We start from the raw sequence: 16,913 nt of genomic DNA on the forward strand, positions 1-16,913 counted from the left end.
CTGCCGCGCGACGCTCTGCTGTTGATACCTGCACCTGTAGAGAAAGGAATCCTTGACCATGGCCACTGCCGAGACTTCATCGCTGCGCCGGGCCATCACGGCGCCCATGCTGACCCTGTTCATCCTTGGCGACGTGCTGGGGGCCGGCGTTTACGCGTTGGCAGGCACGATCGCCGGACGCGTCGGCGGAGCCATCTGGGCGCCCTTGCTGATCGCCCTGTGCTTTGCATTGCTGACCGCGGCGTCCTACGCCGAACTGGTGACCAAATACCCGCGTGCAGGCGGAGCCGCGGTGTACGCCGAAAAAGCCTTCGGCAAACCGCTGCTATCGTTTCTGGTTGGCTTTTCCATGGTTGCGGCAGGCGTTACCAGCGCCGCCGGGCTGGCCGTGGCGTTTGCCGGCGATTACTTCCAGGCGCTGCTCGACTGGCCTGCGCAGTGGGTCTGTGTGGCATTTCTGGTCATCGTCGGCCTGCTCAATGCACGCGGTATCAAGGAATCGCTTTCAGCCAATCTGGTCATGACGGTCATCGAGCTGAGCGGCCTGCTGATGGTGATCGCAGCGGCAGTATGGTTCGTCAGCCAGGGGCAAGGCGTGCCACAACGGGTGTTCGAACTGGATACCGCCTCACCTGCTACAGCGATCCTCGGCGCATCGCTGCTGGCGTTCTATTCGTTCGTGGGCTTTGAAACTTCGGCCAATCTTGCCGAAGAGATCAAGGATGTGCGCAGGGTCTATCCACGCGCCCTGTTCGGCGCGCTGCTGGCCGCTGGCGCGGTCTACATGCTGGTCGGCGTGGGTGCAGCGATGGTCCTGCCCGTCGAGCAGTTGAAGGATTCGCAAGCGCCACTGATGGACGTGGTCAGTGCCTCGGGCCTCGGCATACCTGCGCCCTGGTTTGCGGTCATTGCATTGATTGCTGTCGCCAACGGCGCGCTGCTGACCATGATCATGGCCAGCCGCCTGACCTTCGGCATGGCTCGCGAAGGCCTGTTACCTGCGGTGATGGGGTCGGTTCTGCCCAAGCGCCGCACGCCGGGGCTGGCGATTCTGGCGACCACGCTGGTAGCCATTGCCCTGTCCTTCACCAGCACCCTGACCATCCTCGCCGAAACCGTCGTGCTATTGCTGCTCTTTGTGTTTCTCAGCGTGAACGTCGCCGTGCTGGTACTCAAGCGCGACAAGGTCGAAGCCGGGCACTTTCAGGTCCACTGGGTTATTCCGCTGCTGGGCATTCTTTCGTGCCTGTTGCTGCTCACCCAGCAAGGTCCTGGAACCTGGCTGCGGGCAGGCATCATGCTGGCGGTTGGTGCTGCGCTTTACGGACTGACCCGGCTGGGCAGCTCGGCGCTCGCTTCGCATTCCCGCTGAAACGCGACAGGCACGAATCAAGAGCGCATGCAGGAGAGGTTTGCTATTTCAACTACCACAGTAGTGACACTTTTGGCGGTTGATGAAGCGTAACAAGGGACTGAATCCGGTATGAAACCGCGGCGCTGATTCATTAGAACCAGCGCCCTGTTCAAGTCAGCGACGCTTCATCCGGTCAATGATCACCGCCAGCAGCAAGATCGTGCCGCGAATGACGTACTGGTAGAAGGTGTCGATGTTCTTGAGGTTCATCGCATTCTCGATGATCGCCAGAATCAGTACACCGGCGATCACATGACGGATCATGCCGATACCGCCACTCAGCGAAACACCACCCAACACGCAGGCAGAAATGATCGTCAGCTCGAAGCCCTGCCCGATCATCGGCTGTCCCGAGGTCATGCGTGAGGCCAGCACCACACCCGCCAGCGCACCGACCAGGCCGTGGACGGCGAAAATGATTATCTTGGTGCGGTCTACGTGTACACCCGCCAGCAGCGCGGCTTCCTGATTGCCGCCGATGGCCATGGTGTTGCGCCCGTAAGTGGTGTAATTGAGCAACCAGCCGAAAAATATGAAGCAGGCAATGGTGATCAAAATCGGTACCGGCACGCCGTATACCTGGCCGTTGCCAAAGATGAAGAAATCCTCGTTGGAAACGCCGACGGCCTTGCCGTTGGAGAAAATGTACGCCAGGCCGCGCACGATCTGCATCGTTGCCAGGGTGGTGATCAGGGCGTTGATGCGCAGCTTGGCGATCACGATGCCGTTGATCAGGCCTACTACCAGGCCGAGTGCCAGGGCTGCCGAGACACCCAGAAACACACTGTCGGTGTCGCGGATGACGATACTGGCGATAACCCCGGAACAGGCCAGCACCGAACCGACCGAAAGGTCGAAGTGCCCGGACGCCAGGCAGAAGAGCATGGTGCAGGCAGCGATACCTACAGTGGAAATCGCCAGGCCCAGGCCGCGCATATTCAAAGGCGACATGAAGTTATCGATGAACACGGCACACAGCAAGAAGATCCCCACGGCAGCCAGGAGCATCACCCAGTCATCGGCAAAACGACGCAGGTTCATGCCCTGACGGGGAGCCTGCAGGCTGGATTCGGTAGACATACGCACCTCTTTTTTATTGTTCATGGTCAGGGACCGATTGTCAGCCGCGCGTGCGAGGCAGAGCCAATTGCAGGAGTCGCGACTCGTCAGCCTCGTCGCGATTGAGTTCGCCGGTGATGGCGCCTTCGCTCATCACCAGAATACGGTCAGAAATGCCCATCACTTCCATCAGATCGCTGGAGACCACGATCACCGCAATACCGTCCGCGGCCAGGTTGTGAATGATCTCGTAAATCTCGGACTTGGCCCCGACGTCGATCCCGCGAGTCGGCTCGTCCAGCAGCAGGACTTTCATGGGCATCGACAACCAGCGACCGAGGATCGCCTTCTGTTGATTGCCGCCGGAGAGGTACATGATCTGCTGCTCGGGCGACGGCGTCTTGACGTTCATCGACTTGATCTGGCTGCGCGCGTTGTCACGCTCCCAGCGGCCCTGAATCAGGCAGCCAAGGTTCACGTGCCGGGGGCGCGCACCGATGTTGATGTTCTCCGCAACGCTGGACAGCGGCACGATGCCTTCCTTCTTGCGGTCCTCGGGGCAAAGCAGAATTCCGGCTTCGATGGCATCACGCGGTGACTTTAGTGTCAGCGGTTTGCCGTCCAGTTGCAGGGTGCCTGCAGAGCTGCGGGTAAGCCCCGAGAGCAACCGGAACAGCTCGGTACGCCCGGCGCCGACCAGGCCGAAGAAGCCCAGCACTTCGCCCTTCTGCACGGCAAAGGTGACCGGCTCATGCAAGCCGGGCCCCAGCAGGCCGGTCACGCGCAGGCTTGGCCCCTGATGCTGGCGCGGACGGTAGTTGTAGATGTTCTGGATATCGCGACCGACCATGCAGGTCACCAGTCGGTCATGGTCGAGATCGGCCATTTGCTCGAACGTTTTGACAAAGCGCCCGTCCTTGAACACCGTCACCGCATCGCAGACACGGAAGATTTCTTCCATGCGATGCGACACGTAAAGAATCACTCGGCCCTCGTCGCGCAGGCGCACGATGATTGCCATCAGTCGGTCGATCTCACGCGCCGACAGGCTACTGGTGGGCTCGTCGAAGGCAATGACATGGGCATTGCGCGACATGGCCTTGGCGATCTCGACCAATTGCCGCTGGCCCAGCGAAAGGTCGCCCAGGCGTGTACGCGGGTCAATCTCGTCAGCGAGGCCCTTGAGCAGTTCGCCGGCACGACGGTACATCGCACCGCGATTGATCAGACCGAAACGATTGGGCATGTGCCCGAGCAGCAGGTTCTCGGCAACGGTCATTTCCGGCACCAGATGCAATTCCTGGTGAATCACCGCCACACCCGCCGCAATGCTCTCGGCGGTGGACTTGAACTGATAGCTCTGCTCGCCGATCTGCAAGGTGCCGCTACTGGGCTGATAAGAGCCGCCGAGCACCTTCAGCAGCGTGGATTTACCGGCACCGTTTTCACCCATCAATGCGTGGACGCTGCCAGGACGCGCTTCGAAACTGATATCCGAAAGCGCCTTGACGCCGGGAAAGACCTTGCCGATGCCGTTGAAGCGCAAGGCACCACCTGTGGCGTGTTGCTCGATAGCCTGTTGCATGAACCAATCTCCTCGCACGTGTGAGGGGCCTGAACATCAGGCCCCTCGTTCAGCTCACTTCCACAGACCGATTTTGGTCAGCACTTCCTGGAAGTTTTCGCGAGTGATCAATGTCACATCATCCATAGCGGTGTACTTGGGCGGCTCGACCCCCTTGGTGACCCAATTGAACACGTATTCGGCCGTGCGGTAGCCTTCCTTGTCAGGGCTAGGCAGCATCGAACCAAAGAAGCCGCTTTCTTTTTTCTTCAATTCATCGATGGCATCGGTGCCATTGATCCCGATCCCTATCACGTTTGTGGCAGCGAAGCCGGCGCCCGAAGTGGCACGTACGCCGCCCAGTACGGTGTTGTCGTTCATGCCACCGATGATGAGGTTCTTGGCTTCGCGTGGCAGCTTCGGCAGAGCCGAGTTGGTAGCGTCCATGCCTCCAGGAACATCAAGTGTCTTTTGCGGAGAAAACAGAATGTGGTCGGCTGGCAAGCCTGCTTTTTTCAACGCATCCACCGAGCCGTCAGTGCGTTTCTTGCCGGTATCGAGTTCGCTGTAGGTGTTGATGATCGCGTAGGTGTTTTTCCAGTCGCCCTCATCCCACTTGCGATTCTTCGCTTCAGTGGCCATGGCGGCGCCCTGTTTCTGGCCCACTTCGAAAGCCGCCATACCGAGATACGGCACATCCTCCATCGGTTTACCCTTCGCATCGACGAAGCGGTCGTCCACGGCCATGACCTTCATGCCATTAGCTTTGGCCTTGGCGACGATGGCAGGGCCCAGCGAAACGTCAGGTGGGCAGATCACGAAACCTTTGACGCCGTTGGCAGCCAGGTTGTCGATCGCGGACAGGGTCTTCTCGCCGTCGGGAACGGCAATCTTGATGACGGTGAAGCCAAGCTCTTTCCCGGCTTTTTCGGCGAATTGCCACTCGGTCTGGAACCAGGGTTCTTCAGCCTGCTTGACCAGAAAGCCGATTTTGACTTCTTCAGCAGCGGATGTGATGCCACTCATGCCCAGAATGGCAGTAGTGACGGCGGCACAGCACAGGGAACGAATCCCGTGACGACTCAACATAGCTAACTCCTTATTTTTATTGAATAGCTACAGCGACCAGCGAGGTGGCGATTGCAAACGCCGAAGCGTCCAGAACCGATCAAATAGTCATACCATATAACGAGTGACCGCTATGTAACCTAATGTCACCCTTGCCTCAAGCATCATGCTGGCGTCGCAAAAAAGACGCCGGCGCGACATTTTTCTCACCCGTTCATCCGGCGAAACGCTGACACGGCGTGCCCTTTACGCCGACCTGCGCCATTAGCAGCGCGCCGTCAAAGCGACCATTCGCATCGGAAGGTGCGGCACTGGTGACGTACAGCGTCTGCAGGTCAGGACCGCCGAATACACAACTGGTGGGATGGCTGACCGGCAGCTCGATAACGCGGTCAACGCTGCCATCCGGGGCAAAACGGATCAGGCAATTGCCACCCCAGCGCGCATTCCAGACATACCCTTCGGCATCCATCGCCGAGCCGTCGGGTGAGCCTCGATCGTGTTTTGCCGCCCATACCTTGCGTGGCCCCAGAGCACCGTCTGCAAGCACCGGATAGTGATAAATGACGTCGTCCAGGGTATCGGCGCTGTACAGCACGCTACCCTCTTCATTCCATAGCAGGGTGTTGACGATGCCCTGCCCGTCCAGCAAACGGGTCACGCGAGCATCAGGTTCAACGCGGAACAACCCGCCGGAACGACGCACTAAAGGCACGTCGCCGCCCTCGGCATCGATGTTGTTCTGCATGCTGCCAAGCCAGAGATGGCCGCGCGCATCGCACCGGGCTTCGTTGGCGCGATTGCCGGGGGTGGGGTCTGCCACGCAGAACGGCAGCAAAGACGTCTTGTCGGATTCCAGGTCCAGGCGATAGACGCCGCTGGCCAGTGTCACCAGTGCATCGCCCTGTTCGGTCGGAATAAATGCAGAGACCGGCTCGGGCATGCGCCATTGACGGATTTGACCGGCGACCAGCCGACACACCAGAAATCCGGAAATGTCGACCCAATACAAAGCCTGCTCGGCGGCATCCCAGAAGGCGCCTTCGGCCAGCTTGAAACGGTGCTCGGAAACGGGCAGCCAGTTCATGAAAAATGTCCTTTGTTATTGTTGTAAAGGCACTTTTGGATATTTGTGTCGCGCTCTTGTCCAACCTCTGCCAGCGCCGAGCCGTTGCATGGCGCGGGCTGCCTGACAAAAAAAATCGGCAGATCGGCTAAGGTGGCTCAGAAGCCTTCAGCGACGATGGCACTACTAAATAGTATTACAATTTATTTTTCAAGCTCCATTTTATAGGCTATACATCCATGCATCGGCTTGAATCCGATCAAATAGTCTTACCAATAACAATAAAAGCAGGCAGATCAGATGAAAAAACATGCGCTCCTCAGCACCCTTGGACTGTCCTTGATGATCAGCACCCTGACCGCACAGGCCGCCGCACTCTCCAGCGAACACAGCACGTTCGGCCAACTGCCCGACGGCTCGGCCGTCGAAAAATACACTCTGCGCAACAGTCACGGCGTGCAGGCCAGCATCATCACCTATGGCGCGACGCTGCAATCGCTGCTGGTACCTGACAAGGCCGGAAAGGTCGAAGACATCGTCCTCGGTTTCGACGATGTTCAGGGCTATCAGAACAACGGGACGGTGTATTTCGGCGCGACCATCGGCCGTTTCGGCAATCGGCTGGCTGGCGGCAAATTCAGTCTGGATGGCAAAACCTATCAGGTCCCGCTCAACGACAAGACCAACGCGCTGCACGGCGGCACGCAGGGTTTTGACAAGCGACTTTGGAAGGCAGAAGAAACCAAGACTGGTGATTCGGTCGGCGTGAAACTGACCTATCTGTCGCCGGACGGCGAGATGGGTTTTCCGGGGGCCTTGCTGACTGAAGTGACCTACAGCCTGAATGAAAAAAACGAGCTGAAGATCGACTATCGCGCCACCACCGACAAACCGACGGTGCTGAACCTGACCAACCACAGTTATTTCAACCTCGCCGGCGCTGGCAGTGGTGATGTGCTCAAACAGGTCGCCACCCTGCACGCCTCGCACTACACCCCGGTCAACGACAAGCTGATCCCGACCGGTGAATTGCCTGCTGTGGCTGGCACGCCCATGGATTTCCTCAAGCCCACCGCGTTCGGCAAACACATCAAGGATGATCATCAACAGCTGAAATACGCCGAACCCAAGCAAGGCGGGTTTGATTTCAACTGGGTGCTCGACACCAAAGGTGACGTGAAGAAACTGGCCGCCGAGGTCAGCGATCCGCAGTCAGGCCGCAGACTGCAACTGTTCACCACAGAGCCCGGCGTGCAGCTGTACACCGGCAACTTCCTGGATGGCAGCATTCACGGCAAGGCTGGCAAGGTTTACCCGCACTGGGGTGCCTTTACGCTGGAGACGCAGCACTATCCCGACGCGCCCAACCAGCCGAAATTCCCCAGCACCCGACTGGATCCTGGCAAGGCCTACACCCAGACGACTGTGTTCAAATTCCTCAACGACTAAAGCATTGAGCTGCCTGGCGCCTGCAATCAGGGCGCCGGGCAGCTTCAGGCTTACTGATTGCGCTTCATTGCCGCAGTCAGGGTATCGACGTTGTAACGGAACATCTTCGCGTAGGTTGACGCCGGGCCGTCGGCTGGCGACAAGGATTCCACGTACAGTTCACCCCCTGGTTGAGCGCCACTGGCTTCGGCTATCTGCTTGACCAGACGCGGGTCGCTGGAGTTTTCGAAGAAGTAGGCACTGACATGTTCGGTCTTGATCTGACGAATCAGTTTCGACACATCGGCGGCCGACGCTTCCGATTCGGTAGACAAGCCCAGCGGCGACAGGAAGGTCACCCCGTAGGCATCGCCGAAGTAGCCAAACGCATCATGAGAGGTAAGGATCTTGCGTCTGGCAGCCGGAATCGAACGGATCTGATCGCGAGCGTAGGTATCCAGTTGCTGCAGCTCGGCCATGTAGCGATCACCATTGGCCTGATACACGCTGGCCCCTTCCGGATCGGCTTTCTTCAGCGCTGCGATAATGTTGCGCACATAAATCACGCCATTGGCCGCGCTGTTCCAGGCATGCGGGTCGACAATGCGCTTGCCGTCCTCATCCATGCTGCGGGTCTTGATGCCTTCGGACAGCACCACCGGCTGCCCCTTGTAGCCTGAAGCCTTGATGAGACGATCCATCCAGCCCTCCAGATGCAGGCCGCTGACAAACGCAAGATCGGCGTTTTTCAACGCCTGGGCGTCACTGGGTGTCGGCTCGTAGACGTGTGGATCGCCATTCGGACCGATCAGCGATCGAACGTGCACACGATCACCGCCTACCGTACTGACCATGTCGGCAATGACCGTAAACGAGGCAACGGCTTCCAGCGGTTTGGCCTGGGCCAGGCTGGCGAATGCCGACAGCGCCAGTGCAGCCAGGGAACTCAACATCATCAATCGTTTCATGACGTACCTTTTCAGTGAGCCAGGTGAGGTTTGGGAAACAGCCGACGCACGATGCCCGTGCGCCCGAACAACAGGGAGGTGCCGTAGAACGCACTGGCCGTGAGCACGATGGCCGGCCCCGAGGCGACGCCAAGATGGTAGGAAACGATCAGCCCGATCAGCCCGGACAAGGTCGCCAGCAGCGTTGAAATGACCATCAGACCACTCAACGAGTTGGTCCAGAAACGAGCGGCGGTTGCCGGGAGCATCATCATGCCCACCGCCATCAGCGTGCCCAGCGCCTGAAAGCCTGCGACCAGGTTGAGCACCACCAGCAGCAGAAACAGAACGTGGTACAGCGAACCACGCCCGCCGACTGCACGCAGAAAGCCCGGATCAAAGCACTCCAGCACCAGCGGGCGATAAATGATCGCCAGCAGAATCAGGGTGAAGGAGGCAATGCTGCCGACCATGTAGATCGCCGTGTCATCAATGGCCAGAATGGTGCCGAACAGCACGTGCAGCAGATCGACGCTGGAACCATGCAGCGAGACGATCAGCACCCCGGCGGCCAATGAGGTCAGATAGAAGCTGGCAAAGCTGGCGTCTTCACGAAGCGACGTCAGTCGACTCACCAGACCGGACAGCAAAGCCACCGCCAGCCCGGCGATCAGGCCACCGAAACCCATTGCCGGCAACGACAGCCCGGCGACCATGAAACCCACCGCCGCGCCCGGCAGCACCGCATGGCTCATGGCATCGCCCACCAGGCTCATGCGCCGCAACATCAACAGCACGCCGACCGGCCCCGAGCCGATGCCCAGCGCCAGACACGCCACCAGCGCGCGACGCATGAAACCGAATTCGATAAACGGCTCGACCACCAGGCTATAGAGCATCATGCGTCCTCGTCCTCGGCATCACACAACAAGGCATCCGGGCTCCAGTACTCGGCCATGTTGCGCGCCTTGCGCAGGTTGGCAACGCTGAGCACCTGCGAAGTCTCGCCCCAGGCGATGGCTTCGCGAGCCATCAGCAAGGTTTGCGGAAAGTGCTGACGGACCTGTTCGATATCGTGCAGTACCGCAATCACCGTGCGCCCCTGCCCGTGCCAGGCACGCACCAGTTGCAGCAGATCACGCGTGGTGCGCGCGTCGATGGCAGTGAACGGCTCATCCAGGAGGATCACCGAGGCGTCCTGCAACAGCAGCCGGGCGAACAATACTCGCTGAAACTGACCCGACGACAGCGAGCCCACGCTACGCCCTTCAAAACCCTCAAGGCCGACGGTCATCAGCGCCTCGCCGGTCAGACGCGCATGATTGCGAGTGAGACTGCGAAACGGGCCGATGCTGTGCCAGGCGCCCATCGACACCGTATCGGCAACACTCAGTGGAAAGCTGCGATCGATTTCTGCGGCCTGCGGCAGATAGCCAATCGTGCGGGTTGCCAGACGCCCCCGGTCAACGCGCCCCTGAGCGGGCTTCATGGTTCCGGCGATGGCCTTGATCAGCGTCGATTTGCCCGCACCGTTGGGCCCGACGATAGCGGTCAGGCTACCTGCCTCGAAGCGCCCGCTGATGTGGTGCACTGCAGGACGGCGCTCGTACGCCACCGTGAGGTTTTCCAGAGCGATGGCTGCACTCATGGAATTGCCACCGACCAGCCAATGGCCAGCCAGAGCAATATCAGTATCGCCAGGGAAAACAGGACCCGCTTCCAGGCCGACTGGGCCAGCACAGAGCCCGCTATCGAAGCGCTTGCTGTCGAAGCGTCAGAAGAATTTTTCAAGTAAAAGTAACCTGCAACTATTTGTTACAGTATTACATACCGATCTCGCAAGTGTTATTAAATAACATTCATGCTGGCACCTTGCTTTCCAGTCATGCCGATAAACACCTGCGCGAATCCGGTTCGGCATCGCTACGCAGAACTCCGCCGTGCGGTACTTGTGACAGCGCACGTGCCTCTATACTGTATATACAAACAGTCAAGGGGCACTTCATGCAGCTTATCGACAAGCTCAGCATTCTGGCAGACGCCGCCAAATACGATGCGTCCTGCGCCAGCAGTGGAGCACCCAAGCGCAGCTCGCAGGACAAGTCCGGGCTCGGCTCTACCAATGGCATGGGCATCTGCCACAGCTACACGCCGGATGGGCGTTGCGTGTCGTTGCTGAAAATCCTGCTGACCAACTTCTGTCTTTACGACTGCCAGTACTGCGTCAACCGTCGCTCCAGCGATGTGCCCCGTGCGCGCTTCACGCCCGAAGAAGTGGTCACCCTGACCCTGGACTTCTATCGCCGCAATTGCGTGAGCGGGCTGTTCTTGAGTTCCGGGATCATCCGCTCTGCGGACTACACCATGGAGCAACTGGTCGAAGTCGCCCGCCTATTGCGCGAAGTACATGAGTTTCGTGGCTACATCCACCTCAAAACCATCCCTGACGCCGATCCTGCGCTGATCGAAAAGGCTGGCCGCTACGCCGACCGCCTCAGCGTCAATATCGAACTGCCGACCGACCTGAGCCTGCAGACCCTCGCCCCGGAAAAAGACGTCGCGTCGATCAAGCAGGCCATGCAGACGATTTACACCGGCGAGCAGACGGTCCGCAACGAGCCTCGCTCGCCGCGCTTTGCGCCTGCCGGGCAGAGCACACAAATGATTGTCGGTGCCGATGCCACCGACGACAGCACCATCCTGCACAGTGCGCAGTCGCTGTACAGCAACTTCAAGCTGCGCCGGGTCTACTATTCTGCGTTCAGCCCGATCCCCAACAGCCCCAACAGCGTTCCCCTGGCAGCACCGCCCCTGATGCGCGAGCATCGCCTGTATCAGGCTGACTTTCTGCTGCGCGGCTATGGTTTCACCGCAGGTGAACTGCTCGACGGCCCCGGTGACCTGGCGCTGGACATCGACCCCAAGCTGGCCTGGGCGCTGGGCAACCGGCAGGTATTCCCGCTGGACCTGAACCAGGCCGACCCGGCGCTGATCGCCAGGGTGCCGGGCATTGGCATCCGCACCACACAGCGGCTGGTCGAGCTGCGCAGACAGCGGCGCATCCGCTACGAAGACCTCACCCGCATGCGCTGCATACTGGCCAAAGCCAAGCCATTCATCATCACCAGTGATTACCACCCGCCGCATGCGGAAACCACCAGTGAGTTCCTGCATCATCAGTTGCGCGACCGGCCTCAGCCTCAGCAGATGGGGCTGTGGGGATGATCTGCCTCGACTGCGACGACCTGTTCGACACCTGGCGGCAACAGGCTCGCTGGCTGTTGAGCCATGAAATCGACCCCAGCCAGGTCAGCTGGAAATCACCGGATGCCGCCGACCTGTTTGGCAGTGAAGAAGAGTACCCCAAGGAAGCCGGGCCGTTTCAGGCAAGGGTTCCGCTGGAGCTGGTGCAGTTGCTGGAAAGCGCCTCGCGTTACCGGGGCGATCAGCGCTGGAGCCTGCTGTACGAAGTGTTGTGGCGCGTAACCCACGGTGATCGCACGGCCATGATGGCCGGCGACAAGCTCGGCAGCGAGTTGCATCGCCGCTTGAAATCGGTAAGGCGCGAAGCCCACCACCTGCATGCGTTCCTGCGGTTTGTCGCGCTGCCATCTGTGGCTGACGACGAAGCGCTAATGCGCCCGCAGTACGTGGCGTGGCACGAACCGGCTCACGATATTCTGCGCAGTGCCAGCGAGCATTTCATCGGCCGCATGGGTCAGCACCGCTGGATGATCGCCACACCTCAGGACGGTGTGTATTACGACGGCCAGCAACTGATTCATGAGCGACGCTGCCCGCACGCCTGGCAAACCATGGCGAAGCAGGTGGAAGACCCGCATGGCGAACTGTGGCTGACCTACTACAGCCACATCTTCAATCCTGCACGCTTGAACCCGAAGGTCATGGAAGGCCACTTCCCTTCGCGCTTCTGGAAAAACCTGCCAGAAGGCCCGCTGATCCCGGCCCTCATTACCCAGGCCCGCACCGGCAAGCAGCGTGACGGCCAGGCCAGCGACATCGCCGCCAGACGCGGCAAGAAGATTGCGCTGAAGGATTGAGAACGAGGGACGGGAGCCCGATGGTGTTCATACGGGACTTCCAGCCCGATCTTCTAAAGCGTAACCCGCCCATCAATGCAGGTCACGGTCGAGCCGCCTACCCAGATATCCTCACCTGCACGCTGAACGGACACCCGCCCCTTGCGTCCAAGCGCCGTGCCCTGACTGACGACGTAGCGGTCCGGTGCCAGGCCTTCTTCCAGAAACCAGCGAGCGATGCCGGCATTGAGACTGCCGGTCACCGGGTCTTCAGCCATACCGTCGCCGGGAACAAATGCGCGCACCTCGAACTGAGCGTCAGTGCCATCCACATCAGCGTCCCACGCCCCGATAACGCCGATTTTCAAGCCATCCAGTTGAACGTAGTCAGGCTGCAGAGCAAGAACGGTCGCACGGTCTTTCAGGTGCAGTGCGACCCAACCCGGGCCGTTATCCACCCAACGGGCGTCCACAATGCTCTCGGAAGCCAGCTTCAGACCGAGGCGAATCCGCTCGACAAACTCGGCATCCACGGCACCTGAGCGCAACAGCGGCGGCGCGGTAAACGCCAGCCCGGCATTATCCTTGCGGATGCGCACCAGGCCGATGCCGCATTCCTGAATGATTTCCTCACCACGAGGTACGCCACCGCTTTCCAGCCAGGCGTGGCAACTGCCCAGAGTGGGATGGCCGGCGAACGGCAGCTCTTCAAGGGTGGTGAAAATGCGCACGCGATAGTCGGCACGCGGGTCTGTCGGTTCGAGCAGAAACGTGGTTTCGCTCAGGTTGGTCCAGCGGGCAAAGGCGGCCATCTGCTCGTCACTGAGCCCGTCAGCGCCCAGCACCACGGCCAGTGGATTGCCGAGCAGAGGCTGATCAGTGAAGACATCCAGTTGTTTGAAATCGAACGAGCGCATCAGGCTTCCTTTCCGGTATAAAAAAATCAGATTGCCACGTCCGCCGCCGGTTGAACAACGGGATATTGAACCCACCTCAGCCAAAGCGGCTCACAGCTGTAGCAGCCGCCACGCTACCTGCACGCCAGATGATAATGTGTCCAGTCACAAGAGGCAGGCCACCCGAGGTTCAAACATGCTCGACAGCGCAACCCGAGATCTGCTCGACACGCTATGCCAGGCGATGGCCGACAAACCGTTTCTGGTGGTGACCGGCGCGGGCATCAGCACCGCATCCGGCATTCCGGACTACCGCGACAAGGACGGCGTGCGGCGCGGCAAACAGCCGATGATGTATCAGGAATTCCTCGGCAACCCGGTAGCGCGCCAGCGCTACTGGGCACGCGCCATGCTCGGCTGGCCGCGGATCCGCGCGGCACAGGCCAATGCCGCGCATCAGGCACTGGCTGCGCTGCAGGCAGAAAACGCCATTACCGGACTGATCACCCAGAACGTCGATGCGCTGCACACGCAGGCCGGAAGCCGGGACGTCATCGAACTGCACGGCAGTCTGCACCGGGTGCTGTGCCTGGATTGCCAGCAGCGCAGCGACCGGGCAGTCATTCAAGAGCAGCTGCTGGAGCACAACCCTTATCTGATCGGCGTCCACGCGACACAGGCCCCGGACGGCGACACCCTGCTCGACCCGGCTTTCGAAGCCAGCTTCAAGGTGCCCCGCTGCCCGCACTGTGAAGGCGACAGGCTCAAGCCGGACGTCGTATTCTTCGGCGAAAACGTCGCCGCGCAGACCGCTGCCAGGACTACACAGAGTGTCGAGGAGGCCGAAGGTCTGCTGGTGGTCGGCACGTCACTGATGGCCTGGTCGGCGTTCCGCCTTTGCAAGGCCATGGCCGAACAGGGCAAGCCGGTCATCGCCATCAACCATGGCAAGACCCGGGCGGACGAACTGCTTGCAATGAAGATCGAAGCGTCCTGCGAGCAGGTATTGCCGTGGCTGGCCGAGCAACTGGTTTCGCGTTAGAACAGCCCCAATTGCCCGCCGATCAGGGTGCTGAAATCGTCGTCCACGAACGGCAGGATCGCGTCAGCCAGCGGTTGCAACTGACGAGTCACGTAGTGATCGTAGTCGATCGGGGCGTGACGAATTTCCAGCGGCTCCGGCCCAGCGGTAGTCATCACGTAGCTGATCCAGCCGCCACTTTGATACTGACGCGGTCGCCCCTGCTGGTCGTTGTATTCGTCGGCCAGCCGCGCGGCGCGCACATGGGGCGGCACATTGCGCTGGTAGTCATCGAGCTTGCGACGCAGGCGCTTGCGGTAGATCAACAGGTCATCCAACTCGCCTGACAGGGTGCGCTGCACGTAGTCACGCACGTAATCCTGATACGGCTGACGCTTGAAGATCCGCAGGTACAGCTCCTGCTGAAACTGCTGAGCCAGTGGCGACCAGTCGGTGCGCACGGTTTCAAGGCCCTTGTAGACCATCTCCTCGGCCCCGTCAGCACGGGTCACCAGACCGGCATAACGCTTCTTGCTGCCCTCCTCCGCACCGCGCACGGTGGGCATCAGGAAGCGTCGAAAATGCGTTTCGTATTGCAGCTCAAGGGCGCTGTGCAAGCCATATTCAGTATGCAAGTGCTCGCGCCACCACTGGTTGACCTGCTGCACCAGCGCCTTGCCGATGCTTGCCGCCTCTTCCTGCCCGTGAGGACGGCCCAGCCAGACGAATGTCGAGTCGGTATCGCCATAGATCACGGTGTAGCCCTGCGCCTGAATGAGGTCGCGGGTCTTGAGCATGATTTCATGCCCGCGCAGGGTGATCGATGAGGCCAGGCGCGGATCGAAAAAGCGGCAGCCGCTCGAACCCAGCACACCGTAGAAGGCATTCATGATGATTTTCAGCGCCTGGGACAACGGGGCGTTCTGCTCGCGCTTGGCGGCTTCCCGACCTTGCCACACACGCTCGACAATGGCTGGCAGGCTGTGACGGGTGCGCGAAAAGCGCGCGCCGCGAAAGCCTGGTACCGACTCGCTGTCCGCTGGGTGCCGAAGGCCTTCGATCAAGCCCACCGGATCAATCAGAAAGGTACGAATGATCGACGGATATAGGCTCTTGTAGTCCAGCACCAGCACCGACTCATACAACCCTGGCTGGGAATCCATGACAAAACCGCCGGGGCTGGCCTCCGGCAGGCGCTCGCCCAGGTTGGGCGCAACGAAACCCTGGCGATGCATCAGCGGGATATACAGATGGCAGAACGCCGCAACCGAACCACCGCTGCGATCGGCAGGCAGACCGGTGACCGTGGCGCGCTCGAGCAGAAAGGTCAGCAGTTGCGTCTTGGCAAAGATGCGCGTCACCAATTCGCAGTCCTTGATGTTGTAACGCGCCAGCGCCGGCTTGTCCTCAGCGAACATGCGGTTGATTTCGTCCATGCGCTGATAAGGTGTGTCGATGGCCTTGCCTTCGCCCAGCAGGGTCTGCGCGACGTATTCGAGGCTGAACGATGGAAAACTCCAGGTCGCCGAGCGCAATGCCTCGATCCCGTCGATGATCAGCCGCCCGCTCACTTCGGCAAAAAAGTGGTTGTTGCGACTGCCGTGCTCACGCCAGCCCATTGCTTCACCGCCACGCCCAAGCTTCAGCGGCACTTGCAGGCGCTGGGCATGCTCATGCAGAACGCGTAAATCGAACTGGATAACGTTCCAGCCGATAATTGCGTCAGGGTCATGCAGCGCCAGCCAGTCGTTCAGACGCTCGAGCAACTGTGCGCGGGTATCGCAATAGTCGAGTTGAAAATCCAGCGCCTCGTCGCCACCATTGGCCGGCCCCAGCATGTAGACCTGGCGCTGACCACAGCCCTCCAGTGCAATCGAATACAGCTCGCCGCGTGCGGTGGTTTCGATATCCAGCGAGACCAGTTTCAGGTTGGGACGGTAATCGGGCGATGGCTTGATCTGCGCGTCGCAGAGCACGCCATCGGCATCCGGCGTGCCGCCAAACTGCACCGGCGCGGTGATGAAGCGCTCCATCAGGTAGCGTTCGGGCGGGCGAATGTCCGCTTCGTAGACGTCAACATTGCCTCTGCGCAGCAGCTTTTCGATGTTCATCAACTGGCGGTGCTGCTGGCAATACACACCCAGCACCGGGCGGTGACGGAAATCACAGAGTTCCAGAGGACGCAGCTCGACGCCACGCTCGGTGCGCAACAACGATCGGGCTCGCTCACCCTGCTCGGCGGGAATAAAGGCGACCGAGGGCTGGCAAGGCAGGCGGATATGGCGCGGGCCCTGATCGGTGGCCAGCCAGAAGTCGACCTCGGTCCCGGCGGGCGTATCTTTCCAGTGCCGACTCAGGATGAAGCCCTGCTGAACATCCAACGCTGTTACCTCGTCCGCCCGGTTAAACA

15 protein-coding genes are annotated in these 16,913 nt (G+C 60.2%); 5 read left to right on the plus strand and 10 right to left on the minus strand.

Annotated elements, in window-relative coordinates; genetic code table 11:
* The first annotated feature begins 58 nt into the window (after positions 1 to 58).
* A complete protein-coding gene (locus JOE33_RS02350) occupies positions 59 to 1,372 on the plus strand; it encodes an APC family permease (protein ID WP_187625870.1) in 1,314 nt (437 codons plus the stop codon).
* A gap of 156 nt (positions 1,373 to 1,528) precedes the next feature.
* Here the strand turns inward: JOE33_RS02350 and araH are convergent, their stop codons facing one another.
* The 4 genes from araH to JOE33_RS02370 all read right to left on the minus strand — a co-directional run bounded on the left by araH (position 1,529) and on the right by JOE33_RS02370 (position 6,192).
* The gene (gene araH, locus JOE33_RS02355) at positions 1,529 to 2,494 is read right to left on the minus strand and encodes an L-arabinose ABC transporter permease AraH (RefSeq protein WP_003405587.1); all 966 of its coding nucleotides are present in this window, start codon (positions 2,492 to 2,494) and stop codon (positions 1,529 to 1,531) included.
* Between the two features lie 40 nt (positions 2,495 to 2,534).
* A complete protein-coding gene (gene araG / locus JOE33_RS02360; RefSeq protein ID WP_010429909.1) occupies positions 2,535 to 4,058 on the minus strand; it encodes an L-arabinose ABC transporter ATP-binding protein AraG in 1,524 nt (507 codons plus the stop codon).
* 54 nt (positions 4,059 to 4,112) lie between these two features.
* Positions 4,113 to 5,126, minus strand: coding sequence for a substrate-binding domain-containing protein (locus JOE33_RS02365; protein ID WP_032613931.1), 1,014 nt, complete (start codon positions 5,124 to 5,126; stop codon positions 4,113 to 4,115).
* 193 nt (positions 5,127 to 5,319) lie between these two features.
* Positions 5,320 to 6,192, minus strand: a complete 873-nt coding sequence (locus JOE33_RS02370) for an SMP-30/gluconolactonase/LRE family protein (RefSeq protein WP_122693905.1) — start codon at positions 6,190 to 6,192, stop codon at positions 5,320 to 5,322.
* A gap of 279 nt (positions 6,193 to 6,471) precedes the next feature.
* On the opposite strand from JOE33_RS02370, the gene JOE33_RS02375 reads away from it, so the two are divergent.
* A complete protein-coding gene (locus JOE33_RS02375; RefSeq protein ID WP_003420913.1) occupies positions 6,472 to 7,620 on the plus strand; it encodes an aldose epimerase family protein in 1,149 nt (382 codons plus the stop codon).
* Between the two features lie 50 nt (positions 7,621 to 7,670).
* Here JOE33_RS02375 and JOE33_RS02380 read toward each other — a convergent pair whose 3' ends face one another.
* From JOE33_RS02380 to JOE33_RS02395, 4 genes are read right to left on the minus strand one after another with little or no spacing between them, the layout of a single operon-like run.
* Positions 7,671 to 8,567 (minus strand): metal ABC transporter substrate-binding protein, encoded by an 897-nt coding sequence (locus JOE33_RS02380; RefSeq protein WP_025990903.1) that lies wholly within the window; start codon positions 8,565 to 8,567, stop codon positions 7,671 to 7,673.
* A gap of 11 nt (positions 8,568 to 8,578) precedes the next feature.
* Positions 8,579 to 9,448, minus strand: coding sequence for a metal ABC transporter permease (locus tag JOE33_RS02385; RefSeq protein ID WP_010429897.1), 870 nt, complete (start codon positions 9,446 to 9,448; stop codon positions 8,579 to 8,581).
* Positions 9,445 to 10,194: a zinc ABC transporter ATP-binding protein AztA gene (gene aztA, locus JOE33_RS02390; protein ID WP_010429896.1), complete on the minus strand. Its 750-nt coding sequence runs from the start codon at positions 10,192 to 10,194 to the stop codon at positions 9,445 to 9,447. The genes JOE33_RS02385 and aztA overlap by 4 nt, the downstream gene beginning before the upstream one ends.
* Entirely contained in the window at positions 10,191 to 10,337 is a 147-nt protein-coding gene (locus JOE33_RS02395) for a hypothetical protein (protein WP_156357947.1), read from the minus strand. Before JOE33_RS02395 ends, aztA begins: the two co-directional genes overlap by 4 nt.
* 213 nt (positions 10,338 to 10,550) lie before the next feature.
* On the opposite strand from JOE33_RS02395, the gene JOE33_RS02400 reads away from it, so the two are divergent.
* On the plus strand, positions 10,551 to 11,771 hold the full coding sequence (locus JOE33_RS02400) for a putative DNA modification/repair radical SAM protein (RefSeq protein WP_003405604.1): 1,221 nt from the start codon (positions 10,551 to 10,553) through the stop codon (positions 11,769 to 11,771).
* Complete coding sequence (locus JOE33_RS02405) at positions 11,768 to 12,607, plus strand: TIGR03915 family putative DNA repair protein (RefSeq protein WP_010429893.1); 840 nt, start codon at positions 11,768 to 11,770, stop codon at positions 12,605 to 12,607. Before JOE33_RS02400 ends, JOE33_RS02405 begins: the two co-directional genes overlap by 4 nt.
* 53 nt (positions 12,608 to 12,660) lie before the next feature.
* Here the strand turns inward: JOE33_RS02405 and JOE33_RS02410 are convergent, their stop codons facing one another.
* A complete protein-coding gene (locus JOE33_RS02410) occupies positions 12,661 to 13,503 on the minus strand; it encodes a PhzF family phenazine biosynthesis protein (RefSeq protein ID WP_010429890.1) in 843 nt (280 codons plus the stop codon).
* A gap of 175 nt (positions 13,504 to 13,678) precedes the next feature.
* Between JOE33_RS02410 and JOE33_RS02415 the strand changes: the two genes are divergently transcribed.
* Complete coding sequence (locus tag JOE33_RS02415; RefSeq protein WP_187625869.1) at positions 13,679 to 14,524, plus strand: NAD-dependent protein deacetylase; 846 nt, start codon at positions 13,679 to 13,681, stop codon at positions 14,522 to 14,524.
* Here the strand turns inward: JOE33_RS02415 and JOE33_RS02420 are convergent.
* Positions 14,521 to 16,884, minus strand: a complete 2,364-nt coding sequence (locus tag JOE33_RS02420) for a DNA polymerase II (protein ID WP_122528992.1) — start codon at positions 16,882 to 16,884, stop codon at positions 14,521 to 14,523. The two genes, JOE33_RS02415 and JOE33_RS02420, sit on opposite strands and share 4 nt — an antisense overlap.
* Positions 16,885 to 16,913: the final 29 nt, after the last annotated feature.

Source organism: Pseudomonas sp. PvP027, from assembly GCF_017833005.1.
In the GTDB taxonomy this organism is placed as follows: domain Bacteria; phylum Pseudomonadota; class Gammaproteobacteria; order Pseudomonadales; family Pseudomonadaceae; genus Aquipseudomonas; species Aquipseudomonas congelans.